16 protein-coding genes and 2 pseudogenes are annotated in these 12749 nt (G+C 32.0%); all 18 read left to right on the plus strand.

Going from position 1 to position 12749, the window contains the following annotated elements; translation table 11 throughout:
- Positions 1 to 26: 26 nt before the first annotated feature.
- The 18 genes and pseudogenes from IGJ24_RS13340 to IGJ24_RS13425 all read left to right on the plus strand — a co-directional run bounded on the left by IGJ24_RS13340 (position 27) and on the right by IGJ24_RS13425 (position 12690).
- Complete coding sequence (locus IGJ24_RS13340; RefSeq protein WP_016622437.1) at positions 27 to 845, plus strand: ParA family protein; 819 nt, start codon at positions 27 to 29, stop codon at positions 843 to 845.
- Complete coding sequence (locus IGJ24_RS13345) at positions 842 to 1315, plus strand: hypothetical protein (RefSeq protein WP_252650908.1); 474 nt, start codon at positions 842 to 844, stop codon at positions 1313 to 1315. The genes IGJ24_RS13340 and IGJ24_RS13345 overlap by 4 nt, the downstream gene beginning before the upstream one ends.
- Positions 1316 to 1676: 361 nt before the next feature.
- Entirely contained in the window at positions 1677 to 2678 is a 1002-nt protein-coding gene (locus IGJ24_RS13350) for a replication initiator protein A (protein ID WP_289865887.1), read from the plus strand.
- Positions 2679 to 3324: 646 nt separating this feature from the next.
- Complete coding sequence (gene traE / locus IGJ24_RS13355; protein ID WP_289865888.1) at positions 3325 to 3669, plus strand: type IV conjugative transfer system protein TraE; 345 nt, start codon at positions 3325 to 3327, stop codon at positions 3667 to 3669.
- Between the two features lie 955 nt (positions 3670 to 4624).
- Entirely contained in the window at positions 4625 to 4849 is a 225-nt protein-coding gene (locus tag IGJ24_RS13360) for a hypothetical protein (protein WP_289865889.1), read from the plus strand.
- Between the two features lie 52 nt (positions 4850 to 4901).
- On the plus strand, positions 4902 to 5141 hold the full coding sequence (locus tag IGJ24_RS13365) for a hypothetical protein (RefSeq protein ID WP_242385130.1): 240 nt from the start codon (positions 4902 to 4904) through the stop codon (positions 5139 to 5141).
- Positions 5142 to 5369, plus strand: a pseudogene (locus IGJ24_RS13370) (hypothetical protein); the annotation flags it as partial.
- Between the two features lie 200 nt (positions 5370 to 5569).
- The gene (locus IGJ24_RS13375; RefSeq protein ID WP_289865891.1) at positions 5570 to 5842 is read left to right on the plus strand and encodes a hypothetical protein; all 273 of its coding nucleotides are present in this window, start codon (positions 5570 to 5572) and stop codon (positions 5840 to 5842) included.
- 24 nt (positions 5843 to 5866) lie between these two features.
- Positions 5867 to 6055 carry a hypothetical protein gene (locus IGJ24_RS13380; protein WP_289865892.1) on the plus strand — a complete coding sequence of 63 codons (189 nt, stop codon included), beginning with the start codon at positions 5867 to 5869 and terminating at the stop codon, positions 6053 to 6055.
- Positions 6056 to 6098: 43 nt separating this feature from the next.
- Positions 6099 to 6695, plus strand: a complete 597-nt coding sequence (locus tag IGJ24_RS13385; protein ID WP_289865893.1) for a GTP-binding protein — start codon at positions 6099 to 6101, stop codon at positions 6693 to 6695.
- A 157-nt stretch (positions 6696 to 6852) separates the two neighbouring features.
- On the plus strand, positions 6853 to 7257 hold the full coding sequence (tnpA, locus tag IGJ24_RS13390; RefSeq protein WP_289865894.1) for an IS200/IS605 family transposase: 405 nt from the start codon (positions 6853 to 6855) through the stop codon (positions 7255 to 7257).
- 16 nt (positions 7258 to 7273) lie between these two features.
- Positions 7274 to 8053, plus strand: a pseudogene (locus IGJ24_RS13395) (RNA-guided endonuclease TnpB family protein); the annotation flags it as partial.
- A 40-nt stretch (positions 8054 to 8093) separates the two neighbouring features.
- Positions 8094 to 8264: a hypothetical protein gene (locus IGJ24_RS13400; protein WP_289865895.1), complete on the plus strand. Its 171-nt coding sequence runs from the start codon at positions 8094 to 8096 to the stop codon at positions 8262 to 8264.
- Entirely contained in the window at positions 8218 to 8658 is a 441-nt protein-coding gene (locus IGJ24_RS13405) for a hypothetical protein (protein ID WP_289865896.1), read from the plus strand. The genes IGJ24_RS13400 and IGJ24_RS13405 overlap by 47 nt, the downstream gene beginning before the upstream one ends.
- A 63-nt stretch (positions 8659 to 8721) precedes the next feature.
- Positions 8722 to 10872: a type IA DNA topoisomerase gene (locus IGJ24_RS13410; protein ID WP_289865897.1), complete on the plus strand. Its 2151-nt coding sequence runs from the start codon at positions 8722 to 8724 to the stop codon at positions 10870 to 10872.
- 24 nt (positions 10873 to 10896) lie between these two features.
- On the plus strand, positions 10897 to 11046 hold the full coding sequence (locus tag IGJ24_RS13415; RefSeq protein WP_202569344.1) for a hypothetical protein: 150 nt from the start codon (positions 10897 to 10899) through the stop codon (positions 11044 to 11046).
- Between the two features lie 68 nt (positions 11047 to 11114).
- Entirely contained in the window at positions 11115 to 11708 is a 594-nt protein-coding gene (locus tag IGJ24_RS13420; RefSeq protein ID WP_289865899.1) for a type IV toxin-antitoxin system AbiEi family antitoxin domain-containing protein, read from the plus strand.
- Between the two features lie 85 nt (positions 11709 to 11793).
- Complete coding sequence (locus IGJ24_RS13425; protein ID WP_289865901.1) at positions 11794 to 12690, plus strand: nucleotidyl transferase AbiEii/AbiGii toxin family protein; 897 nt, start codon at positions 11794 to 11796, stop codon at positions 12688 to 12690.
- Positions 12691 to 12749: the final 59 nt, after the last annotated feature.

Below are 12749 nucleotides of genomic sequence, written 5' to 3' on the forward strand. Positions count from 1 at the left end.
AGAATAATTTTAAGGAGACGATTGATATGACATCCACATATGTTGTAGGAAACTTTAAAGGAGGCGTAGGTAAAACTAAAATTGTTACTATGCTTGCATTTGACAACGCACTGATTAAAAATAAAAAGACTCTTGTACTTGATATGGACCCCCAAGGTAACGCTTCTCAAACCTTAGCTAGAACAGCAAATATCGAACATATCGATAAAACTATAACTGATGGTATTCAAGAAATGTCACTAAAAAACTGTATTACACCTATTATGGAAAATTTAGATTTAATTGCTTGTGATACTAGTTTTCGTTCCTTTACTAAATTTGTAATCAAAAGTTATGAATCTGAATTAGAACAAGTATCTGTTATAAAAAAATTGTTAGAGCCTATAAAAGAACAATATGATACTATTTTTATAGATGTTCCCCCTACTATCTCTGAATACTCTGATAATGCAATGGTAGCAGCTGATTATAGTATTATTGCTTTTCAAACTCAAGAAGAATCCTTTGAAGGTGTAAGAAAATATATAGGTTATCAAAATTTTATGGTTGATAGATACAACATTGATTTACAAGTTGTTGGAATTATTGCTTGTATGTTAAAACCTGATTCAACCATTGATAATAAAATCATGAATGAAGCAAAAGAAGAATATGATAGCGCTGTATTAGACACTGTGATTACCTACCAAGAAAGATTAAAAGGATATTCAACTGATGGAATTCATTTATTTGTACACAAAAATGGAAATTATGATCAATGGGATTTCAAAGCTCATTCTGTATTCATAAACCTCTTAAATGAAATTGAAGCTAGAACAGATTTTTTATTAGAAGGGATTGAATGATGTTGTCAAATGATAGAAAAACTTTTAATACTTCAGCGTATTCTACTCCTAAACAATTCAACAAATTAATTAAAGAACCAAAAAAAAGAGTTAAAATGGATGGGGAAATGAATTTTAGCAGCGACACATTATTAAATAGTGCTTTAAAAAAAAATATATCTCCTTCTCAAACACATTTACCAAATACGACAATTACACCTACAACCAAAAAAAGAGGACGTCCTAAAAAAATAACTGATTCTCGTTATAAAGTATGTCGACCTAAAATGATTTCTCCCGCATTAGAAAGTAAACTAGAAACTTTAAAAGATTATGTGGAAGAATTTCAAGTTGAGACAGGTCGAATTACTTTTGAAAAGTATATAGACACTTTAGCCGAAGCATATATCAAAACAAAGTTAGGTGTTGCTAAAGAAGAACACTTGCGAGAAGAAATTGAAGAAGCTTTCGATAAATTAAATAATGAATAATTTTTCTACAAAAATAAAGTTATAAGTTATAAAAAAATAACCAAAAAATCTAAATAAGTTATAAGTTATAAGTTATGATTTATTTATAACTTATAACTTATTTATCTATATTCAACCATAATCCCCTATATCAAGAAAAAACGATAAAATAAAAAAGCATAAAATTATAAGTTATAAGTTTTTATTTTCTTATAACTTATAATTTTATGCTTTTTAAGTTATAAGTTATGTCTGTTTTTTTTACTTATAACTTATAACACAATAACTGACTTCTGTTGTGCATTAAATATACTTATGGTATATCTATAATTGACCTAAAAAATATTTATTCAAATTTAATTCCAGAAAAGAGGATAGAACTATGAATGAGTTTCAATTCATTTCAGCTAATGAAACCTATAGAAATTTGTATTACCAACTGCCTAAAGTACTTTTTACATCAGAATTTTATAAAAGTATGTCTAACGATAGTAAAATAGCTTACGCAATGCTACAAGACCGATGTGAATATTCAATTCAAAATAATTGGATAGATCAAGATGGACATATTTATTTTATCTTTACCCGAAATGAACTGATGGAAATTTTAGGATGTAAAGAAAATAAAATTGCAAAAATAAAAAAAGAATTAAAAAGTAAAAATTTACTTTATGAAAAACGTATTCCTCCTAAAAAACTTCCTACTGGTGAATTCAAAAATTATCCAAATCGTTTGTATTTAGGGAAGCTTGAAGTTACTGCAACAGATGTTTATGCCCTCAATAAAGCTAGCCATACTAATGAGTTTCCCGAAAGTGGGAAAAACCAACCTTCGGATAAACACGATAAATTCAACGTTTTTTTCGAAAGTGGGAAAAACCAACGTCCAGAAGAATCCACTAATACCAGTACTTTTTTCGAAAGTGGGAAAAACCAACCCAATCTATATATAAATAATTTAGATACAATAGATACAATAGATACTAAAAAAGAGGAGCTGCAACAACAATTATTGCTCGATCAGTTTCCAGAAGTTCAAGAGAACACCTTTCTTAACAAAGATAGCTTAAAATTTATTGCTGCGTTCTCTAATACTATTCAAGAAGCCTACGACCAAGTAGGGACCATTATTCGAGCTAAAACTAAAGCTGAAAAAGACTATAACGTTGTTTTGATTGGAGAAGATTATCATGAAGAAATTGACAAATGTTTACGAAGAGTGATGCATAAAATTAAAACTGATTCTACTGTTAAAAGTCCTAAAGGGTTATTTTATAAGTCTTTTTACAACTTATTTGTTGAATGCGCAATTGAGAAAAAGAACCAGTTAAATTCAAATAAAATTGAGAATCTGCCAGATATAACTACCCATAATTGGGTTTAAACTGCTTCAAGCAATCACGATTATATTGTATGCAAATTTGCATATTTGTTTATCAATATTGACACTAAATTTTGCTAATGGTATATTCTAAACAAACACAAAGGGAACGCGAGTTCGCTTTTTACTGTTGATTTTTGTGTTAATTACAATTTACTAGTAAATCTAAAAAATTATTTGCATTATTTTTAAGGGTATGCTATTCTTTTTTTGAAATTATTAGAATTAAAGAATACACCTTTAAATAAATGCAATGTTTGTTGAGTTTCCAGCTTAAAAGTAAGCATGAGAAGCTAGCAGGCAACAAAAAAAGAACCGTCTCCATAGGATTGGCAGTCCTAGCGGGAGATTAAGACAATTCATACAGCTTTGGCGGCTTGAATTGCCAACGGTCCTTTTGTTGCAACCTGCGTTACAACAAACTGTATTATATCAATTTATGCGCAAAAAGAAAAACATTTTTTCTTGATTTCCTTTGAATTCTTTTTCTCTTCTCATTTGAGAAACTGAATTTTGGGACGCTTATTTTGATATAATCTGTTTTTGCTGTACGTAGGATGTTTCAAAGGGGAGATTGTGTAATTTGGCGCAATCTCCCCTTTTTTTGTTGCGTGCTAACTTTTCATGATGATGTCGAGGAGGAATTTTTGTGATTAAAATCTTACGTAAAGAGGATATTGGGTATTATGGCGCAAGGGTGACGACATTTTCCTCAAGGGAAAAACGCCAGTTAAGAAATATACGTTCTGAAACGCATAAAAGCAGTAAAAACTATCGGATTGATGGGTTAGAAGCGATTGAAGTAGAACATTATTTCGAAGGAACCAAGAAAAAAGTACGAGAAAGGGCGAGAATTTTGTTAAAAGATGTCTATCCTGAAATTAAACATGTCTATGACCACAACGGTATTTTGATTGGCCGTAGAATTCAACGTGGCGCTCCCTTAAAACCTACGGGAAAAGGAATGAGCAAATTTTTACGTTATGAAAACTAAATAAAAAACGATTTGTCTTCTTGGACGTGCTTGAAAATGTTATGGAACTTTTGGTTGATTTCTGTGATGTGAAAAAGAGAAATGTTGGACACAAGAAGGTGACGTGAGCGGTCAGCGGGTAAAGTTAGGGCAAACGATTGCCAGTCCTTTTTAGAATGAACGAAGGTTGCTCTTAGTCTATGGACAACAAAAAATTGGTGCGTAGAAGTACACGCTTGTGAATAGCTTTTGTAAATGAACAAGAATGATGACGATTCTTGGTAAACAATTGGAGCACGTAGAAAGGATGCCAAAAGGAAAGTAACCTATAGCGCCTAGATTTATCAGAGCAGCTACTAAGGGATCTAGGCTTTGACACTTCTTTTGATAAAAAAGAAAAGGCTTCTCGTAATGGGGAAGCGCTTATCTGGAAAAGGTAGGTTGTGTGCTGCACTACATATAGGCACTTGTAATGAAAAACAGGACATTACATTTACCGTTGTCTATTAGGGTTTCTAGTTTCGGACGCCATAAACTAGTCGAAATTAATTTTTAAGTGGGTCCAAGAAGACAAAGCGTAAAATCAGTGCATGTTTTTGTCTGTTTTACGTTTCTTTATGGCTGGAAGGCTAAACCATAGAAGCAGTGCGACAGGGAAGAATAGCAAGAAAACGCCTAAACTGATTTTATGGAATAAAAAGGCAACAGCAAATACTAAAAAAGCAAGAAATAAAATAAAAACAGTTAGTTGCATGGTGTTTCGTCCTTTCGAGTTAGTCTGAGTTTCTAAGTTTATTTTAGAAGGTATACATGATTTTTACAAAAAAAATGTTTAGAAAAAGCATGAAAGAATTTGACAGGAGGAAAAAGTACAATGAAATATTCAAGTGTAAAGGAATTGTATGAAGTTTTTGGCCTTGAAAATATGAATTTTGAAAAATACTTATTGCTTGTTTAGAAAAAGGAGAGGAAGAAATTGATTTATATTAAAAATTTTGTACATGATTTTGATTCTTCAACAATTACCTTTGAAGTAGAACGTGAAGGAGCCACGAATCATGTAGAAACTAGAGATACTGGTTATGGAACGACTTCTACAGATATTAATGATTTTACTGAAGATTGGTCAGATTCTGAATACAATCAATTAGAAGAGTTTTTAAACGGTTGTCAAGAAATAGTGCATTCGTTTTATCGTTGAAAGATTATATCGTAGGTGTAGCAATTATTGATTTTGTAGAGGAGGAAACAGAATGAAATACAAAATTGCAGTAACTGAAACAATGAGTGCAACACGATATATTGAGGTCGAATACGACGAAGATATTGATGAATTGTTACATGATGTAGAAAATTCGCCTTATGAAGAAGATGTTGCAAGCACTTTGAAGGAATTAGGAGCAACTATTTTAAAAGAAGATCAGCCAATTGTAGGTAAAATAGGCGATTGGGAAACTGAAGCATTAGACTATAGTGTAATGGAGGAAAAATAAATGAAATTTTACGAAATGAAAGAACCTTATTTTGCATTAATCGCTGCTGAAGATGAAAAACAATGTTTAAAACTTTACAAGGATATTGTTTGCGATGTAGAGGACGAAAAAGAGTTTTTGGATGATATGAAAACAATTGATAAATACGAAGCGTTCAAAATGCTTGCTAAAAGTCGTATTGAAGATGGTGGAGAATTAGGCGCAGAAGAAGCTTTTAATCAGTTATAAAATCTTGAAGCAAACGGTGAAGTATTGCTGATTGATAGCGGTTTGCTTTAGGAGGAAAACAGTATCTTTGTTTTGGCAATGGCTTTAATCAGATGCAGTAAAAAGTTAGGCTTAACTGAAGCTTCATTGAATAAAAGTATGTCTTGTCTATGGAAGGATACTGATTAAGTATTGAATGTTATAAAAAGGAGAGATTTATCATGGTAGTGAAATGCGAAAAACAAGTTGGAATGGAAGTTGTATATGTTACTAAGAGGAAAAAAGCAGAAAGTGTAGAACAAAAGTTGGTTACTTTGTTAGAAAAAGAAAAGAATTATCAGCTTCTTCTATCTGAATGTGCGAAAAAAGTAAATAAATCACCCTTAGAGTTACTTAGTATGTTAAAACAATTTACTCATATAGAGCGCAGTTACGTACGTAAAAACGGTGAAATAAAAAATGTATTGCGATTAATGCCAGAAGTTAAGTTGTAATCTATTAATTAGGGGGGGAAACTGATGAAAACTTTAAAGTATGTAGGAATGTTGTTGTTAGCGTATGTTATTTATTCAGGTTTATATTCAGGTTTAACCTTTTCGATTCCTGTATTTTTAACTATCTTTTTAATGATTATTTTTTGGAAGATTAGTTTGAAAGCCTTGAAAGCAGTTCTATTCTTTGTGACATTTATGTTTTTTCAAAACTAACTTTTTAGAAACAGATTCAAGATTAAAAAAAGGAGAACAAATTATGGAAACTATATTTGTAGATCAATCAGATGAATTAATTAAAGAAATTTTGGCGTTAGAACCAAAAGAATATCAAGTGGAAATTACTAATTTTTTTGAACCCAACGTGGAGTTGACTATAAAGAAAACCGTTATTTCCAAAGTATGGTTTATTACAGGTTTTGCTGGGTCAGGAAAAACTACGGATATAAATAATTTATTAAGAAATAATCAAGATAAGAAACTGATATTTTCTTCTATCATTTCTACAGAAGACGAGTATAAGGAATTATCAAATAGCAGATACGTTAGGCTTTTTGATATAGGTGTTTTAGGAATTTTAGATATTCAAAAAGTTATTCAACAAATAGATGAAAATTTATCGAATGACGTAAAAGTAGTTGTAATTGATGCTCTATGCTTATTTGGTAATTCAGGATATGGTATTACTGAAAAAAATAAAATATTTCTGAAACAGTTACTAAAGTATGCACTCGGGCATTCAGAAGTACGATTTTATATTGTGTCATTTCCAATAAAAATAATTCCTAGGAAAGTATCTGTAAAAGTGAAGAATCTGTCAGAAAGAAAGCAAGAATTGCATGATTTTTTAACTTAATTTAGGCAGAAGTCGCCCATCCTCTATAGGTGGGTGATGAATGCCGTTCGGTATGAGGGTTACCGTTGGTAACTCTCATACCGACAATTAAGGCATATTGCCTTTTTATTTTGTTCTTTGTTATAATCAGTCTATATAAGAAATGAGTTGATATATCATGGAATTAGATACAAATAATCATTCAGTGTTTCTTCTTTATTATCATCTTGTTTTAGTAACGAAATATCGTAGACAAGTAATTGATGATGAAATATCTGATTATGCTAAAGCGACTTTTGAAAGAATTTCAGAATCGTATCACATTACTTTAGTTGAGTGGAATCATGATAACGACCATGTTCATATTATGTTCAAAGCTCAACCAAAAACGGAATTGACAAAATTTATCAATGCCTACAAAAGTGCCAGTTCACGTTTGATAAAACGTGATTATCCAAGAGTCAAACAATTTCTTTGGAAAGAAATGTTCTGGTCTAAAAGTTTTTGTCTTTTGACAACTGGTGGAGCACCAATTGACGTGATTAAGAAGTATATTCAAAATCAAGGCAACAATCATAAATAGAAAGCAGGTGAACCTTATGGAACGACTAAAAGCGTACAAATTCCGATTGTATCCAACAGAAGAGCAAGAACGATTCTTTGCCAAATCTTTTGGTTGTGTCCGTAAGGTCTATAATCTAATGCTGAATGACCGAATAAAGGCTTATAAAGAGACTAAGAACGATGCCTCTAAAAAAATGAATTTCCCAACACCTGCAAAATATAAAAAAGATTTTCCATTCTTGAAAGAGATAGATAGTCTTGCTCTGGCTAATGCACAGCTCAACTTAGATAAAGCATACAAGAATTTCTTTCGCGATAAATCTATTGGATTTCCACGTTTCAAAAGTAAGAAAAATCCTGTTCAGAGTTATACAACGAATAATCAAAATGGCACAGTTGCTTTGATTGATAATAAATTCATCAAAGTTCCTAAATTAAAATCCTTAGTTAGAATTAAACTTCATAGACAACCAAAGGGGATTATCAAATCTGCCACAATATCACGTCATTCTAGCGGGAAATATTATGTTTCTTTGTTATGCAAAGAAGAAGTTAGTGAATTACCAAAAACCAATTCTGCAATTGGCATTGACTTAGGAATTGCAGAATTTGCGATTCTTTCTGACGGTCAAAAAATTGATAATAATAAATTTACGTCCACAATGGAAAAGAAACTCAAACGTGAACAACGTAAGTTGTCAAGACGTGGTCTTTTAGCTAAAAAGAAAGGGATCAATCTATTCGAAGCCAAAAACTACCAAAAACAAAAACGTAAAGTAGCTCGTTTGCATGAAAAAGTAATGAATCAACGTACGACAGGTATTTCAGTAGAAAATTTAGGAAAGGGTGTGGAACATGATTCATAAGCATATCACCTATGAAGAAGAACATCAAAAAGTAATTGACGATATTATTTTAAATGTGCCAGGTGTTACCACACCTAGTCAAGCAATCCGTTATTTGTGTATGGAGTATGATGGTGAAAATAAAAAAATGCGTGAACGAAAATATTCGTCAGTTAGATAAAGATTCGCAAGAAAAAATCCGTCAAGAAGGAACAAAAGCTAATGTCGACTTAGAGCCAGTTATTAATGCTTATGTAGAAAATCAGTATGCGTCAATGAAAAATGGTACTTTTCAAAAGGCATTTACAGAATACATTGTTCGTCAACATTATGGTATGAATCAAGTGGAGGACTTTAGAACAAAATTTGATAATTGGGCAAAACGTGATTTGCCAGAAGGACGTGCAGAAGCATTTGAACGTAGAGACGAAATCAAACAACAAATTCAAGAAATTACTGAACCGATTATTCAGCAATCGTTAGAAAATTGCGACAATAATCGAACGAAGCCTGATCATACAAAAGAACAAAATGTTCAACGAAAATATGTGCAGCAAATGGCTATTGAAAGATAAATAATATTGTGGGCAGTAGGCTTTTGATTCCTATTGCCTTTTTTAGTTTAGGAGGATAGAAAAATGAAAACAGTCATTCTTGCAGAAAAGCCTAGTCAAGCATTGGCTTATGCGCAGTCATTCAAAGCGAGTAAGAAAAAAGAAGGATATTTTGAAATATCTGATCCACTTTTTTCAGGGGAAACATATATTACTTTTGGTTTTGGTCATTTAGTCGAATTAGCGGAACCTGGTTATTATGACGAACGTTGGAAAGCCTGGTCGCTTGATGCACTACCTATTTTCCCAAATCAATTTATGTTTAATGTACCGAAAGATAAGAAAAAACAATTTAACATCGTCGCAAAGCTTTTAAAACAAGCAGATACCATTGTTATAGCGACTGATAGTGATAGAGAAGGAGAAAATATTGGTTGGTCTATTATCAAAAAAGCAGGTGCTTTTTCTAAGACAAAAACGTACAAAAGATTGTGGATCAACTCATTAGAAAAAGACGTTATTTACCAAGGATTTAAGCAATTAAAACCTGCAGAGGACTATTATCCTTTTTACATTGAAGCGCAGACCAGACAAATTTCGGATTGGTTGTTAGGGATGAATGGCAGTGTACTTTACAGTTTAGAAATGCAGAAAAAAGGAATACGTGAAACTTTTTCATTAGGACGAGTGCAGACGCCTACTCTTTACATGATTTATCAACGACAAATAGCTATCGAAATGTTTAAAAAAGAACCGTATTTTGACGTTGAAGCAATGATTTTAACGAATCAAGGTCAATTTAAAGGACGGCTGAATCCTTTGCAAACTTTTAAAACGAAAGAAGCAGCTAACGCCTTTCTTTCACGCAATGGCCTATCTAGTAAAAAAGAACACGGAGTTATTTCTAATGTTGAAAAAGAAAAGAAGAATACAAAGAGTCCTCATTTGTTTTCTTTAAGTAGTTTGCAATCAAAAATAAACCAAATGTACCAAGCAACAGCGAATGAAACGTTGGAAGCTATGCAAGGACTGTATGAGGCAAAACTTTTATCTTATCCTCGGACAGACACCCCTTATATTACAGAATCGGAATTTCAGTATCTAAAAGAAAACTATCAAAACTATTGCTCGTTTCTTTCTATCGATGAACCTTTGGTTCAAGACAAACCAAGAAAACGATATGTCGATAGCAAGAAAGTACAAGAACATTATGCGATAATTCCAACAAAACAAGTACCTAGTAAAGAACAGTTCGAACATTTAGATTTGTTACAAAAGAATATTTATGAGTTAGTGTTGAAAACTACGCTAGCCATGTTCATGTCAGATTATGAATATGAAGAAACCACAATTGAAACCAACGTATCCAATCTTATCTTTAAAACAACAGGAAAAGTTCCAGTTAAGCTGGGGTGGAAGAAAGTATTTGAAAAAGAAAATAGTAGTAAAGAAGAGGAACAAGAAACCACCTCTATTTTACCTCAAGTATCAGTAGGTGAAACAGTAAGAGCAGATATTCAGATTTCAGAAAAAGAAACAAAGCCACCAAAACCGTTTACTGAAGGGACTTTATTGACAGCCATGAAAACCGCAAACAAGACGGTTGATAATGAAGAAGCAATAAAAATTCTAAAGGAAGTTGAAGGGATTGGAACTGAAGCGACACGTGCAAGCATTATCGAAACATTAAAGCAAAAAAAATATATTGTTTCACAGAAAAATAAATTAACAGTCACGGAAAAAGGAAAACTTCTTTGCAAATCTGTAGAAGCACAACCGTTGTTATCAAGTGCAGAAATGACAGCAAAGTGGGAAAGTTCTTTAAAACGCATTGGACAAAAACAAAGTACGCAGGAACATTTCTTAGCGAATATACAAAAATTTATTCTTCATTTGTTAGAAAATGTACCGAAAGATATAGCACGCGTTGATTTTTCAGCATTTGAACAGGAACAAAAACAAATTGAAGAAAAAGTAAACTTAGGTACTTGTCCTAAATGTAAACATGGGGAAGTAAAGAAGTTTAATAAATTAGCTAGTTGTCAAAATGAAGCATGTGATTTTAAGATTTGGACTACTTTAGCGCAGAAAAAGCTGTCTGATACAGTTCTAAAAGAACTTATAGAGCATGGGAAAACAACAAAGAAAGTGAAAGGATTTAAAGGAAAAAAAAGGAGCTTTGATGCCAATCTAAAATTGGAGAATTATTTAGTCGTTTTTGATTTTGATAAGTAGTAAGTAAAAGAGGAGAGAAAAACAATGAATCAGTATAGAAAAACGCAAAAACAACAAGAAATAGAAACAGTAGCAGCAAAAGAACGGAGAAAGAAAGAGCAGTTAAAAGCTTTGGAAAGACGCAGAAAGCAATTAAAATATGAACAACAGCAATCACAAGAATTAGATCGATAAAGAATTTTTGGAAATATAATACTAACGTGATACAATGTTGTTAGTATTATATTTTCGAGGTGATAAAAATGAAATCAGAGATTTCTAAATTATTTGAACAAAAAGGTGGGAATTTATCATTATCTGATGCAAAAAAAGAAAGAATTTCTGCTAGTACACTTGATCGTTATGTAGCGACACAAGAGTTAATCAAAGAAGCACCTGGATTCTATGTTTTACCAGAAAGTATGATAGATGAGTTGTACTTGGCACAAAGTGTGTATAAAAGAGGCATTTTTTCCCATGATACAGCTTTAGATTTGTATCAACTATCAACTAATCTTCCTAATGGCATTCACATGACTTTTCCCAAAGGGTACAATCCCAACACGCAAAATGTAAGAAAGTATGATATTTATCCCCATTACACAAGTAAATTGTATTACCCTCTAGGTATTTGCAAAGTATCTACTTTTTACGGAAACGAAGTATTGGCTTATGATAAGGAAAGGACACTGTGTGATATGTGGAACAGCTGGTACAAGGCAAATAGCGAAGTTAGAGAACAAGCATTAAGAGATTATATGGCTTCAGCTGAAAGAGATACTGTTAAACTGAGGAAGTACATGAACCTTTTGCCTGTATCAAAGGAAATGAAAATGTTTTTAAAAGCGTTATACTAAAAGAGGGGAAAGTAAATGAGAAATAAAAAAACTGGCTGATGGATTTTTAAATGTCATGTTAGAAAAGAATCAGAAGGAGCAATTTATGACACCGCAACAATTTAAAGATAAAACAAGAAACATAGCAAACGAAAAACATATACACCCACAAGTCATTCAACGTTACTTTATGATGGAAAAATTTCTTGAAAAAATTTCTGAATCCACATACAAAGATGACTTTGTGTTGAAAGGAGGATTTTTGATTGGTTCTAGATATGGAATTGATAAGAGATCAACAGTAGATATTGATACGACGTTCCGTAACTCAAAATTAACAGAAGAAAGAATACGAAATGTTTTTGATGAATTAATCAAAAATCCAACAGCTGAAGGAATTACCTTCACCTTGCTGAGTTTGAAAGAAACACGTGAAGCTGATTTTTATCCAGGTTTTCAAGCAAAATTTGTTGCAACTTTAGATAACGCAAAGATACCATTTAAACTAGATATTACGTCTGGAGATTCTATATATCCCAATCCACCATTACATTCTCACAAACTAATGTTTGAAGATAAAGAAATTAAGATTCCTTCATATCCTACAGAACAAATTGTCGCTGAAAAGTTGCACGCAACTTTTAATTTTGGAGAAGATAACTCTAGAATGAAAGATTTTTACGATTTACATGTAATACCCAAAATTGAAACTTTAGATGACAAAGTTCTATACAAAAGCATTAAGAGAACTTTTAAACAAAGAAACACCAACTACACGCTAAAGGAATTGCACACTCAAGAAATGCCTAACATAGTACAGAGTGATGTGCTAAAAAAACGATGGGAAAGCTATCAAAAAGAAAATAGGTACTCTGAAAATATTACTTATGATGAAGCTGTTACTTCTATAGGGGATTTGTTAGAGAAGATGATTATTCAAGAAAGCCAAGAACAAAAACGAGAACATTACAATATTAAACAGATAAGGGATTTTGAAAGATAAAAATCAACATTGATGCTACATCCTTACAGATAAACACGCAGATATGCGTATAAACTTTA

Origin of the sequence: Enterococcus sp. DIV0546 (assembly GCF_051712785.1) — a bacterium.
GTDB classification, from domain to species: domain Bacteria; phylum Bacillota; class Bacilli; order Lactobacillales; family Enterococcaceae; genus Enterococcus; species Enterococcus faecalis.

Coding starts and splice junctions, on each gene's coding strand:
- IGJ24_RS13420 (WP_289865899.1), top strand. CDS start 11,115: ATGAAATCAGAGATTTCTAAATTATTTGAACAAAAAGGTGGGAATTTA.
- IGJ24_RS13410 (WP_289865897.1), top strand. CDS start 8,722: ATGAAAACAGTCATTCTTGCAGAAAAGCCTAGTCAAGCATTGGCTTAT.
- IGJ24_RS13380 (WP_289865892.1), top strand. CDS start 5,867: ATGAAAACTTTAAAGTATGTAGGAATGTTGTTGTTAGCGTATGTTATT.
- IGJ24_RS13425 (WP_289865901.1), top strand. CDS start 11,794: ATGACACCGCAACAATTTAAAGATAAAACAAGAAACATAGCAAACGAA.
- tnpA (WP_289865894.1), top strand. CDS start 6,853: ATGGAATTAGATACAAATAATCATTCAGTGTTTCTTCTTTATTATCAT.
- IGJ24_RS13415 (WP_202569344.1), top strand. CDS start 10,897: ATGAATCAGTATAGAAAAACGCAAAAACAACAAGAAATAGAAACAGTA.
- IGJ24_RS13400 (WP_289865895.1), top strand. CDS start 8,094: ATGATTCATAAGCATATCACCTATGAAGAAGAACATCAAAAAGTAATT.
- IGJ24_RS13340 (WP_016622437.1), top strand. CDS start 27: ATGACATCCACATATGTTGTAGGAAACTTTAAAGGAGGCGTAGGTAAA.
- IGJ24_RS13375 (WP_289865891.1), top strand. CDS start 5,570: ATGGTAGTGAAATGCGAAAAACAAGTTGGAATGGAAGTTGTATATGTT.
- IGJ24_RS13345 (WP_252650908.1), top strand. CDS start 842: ATGATGTTGTCAAATGATAGAAAAACTTTTAATACTTCAGCGTATTCT.
- IGJ24_RS13350 (WP_289865887.1), top strand. CDS start 1,677: ATGAATGAGTTTCAATTCATTTCAGCTAATGAAACCTATAGAAATTTG.
- IGJ24_RS13365 (WP_242385130.1), top strand. CDS start 4,902: ATGAAATACAAAATTGCAGTAACTGAAACAATGAGTGCAACACGATAT.
- IGJ24_RS13385 (WP_289865893.1), top strand. CDS start 6,099: ATGGAAACTATATTTGTAGATCAATCAGATGAATTAATTAAAGAAATT.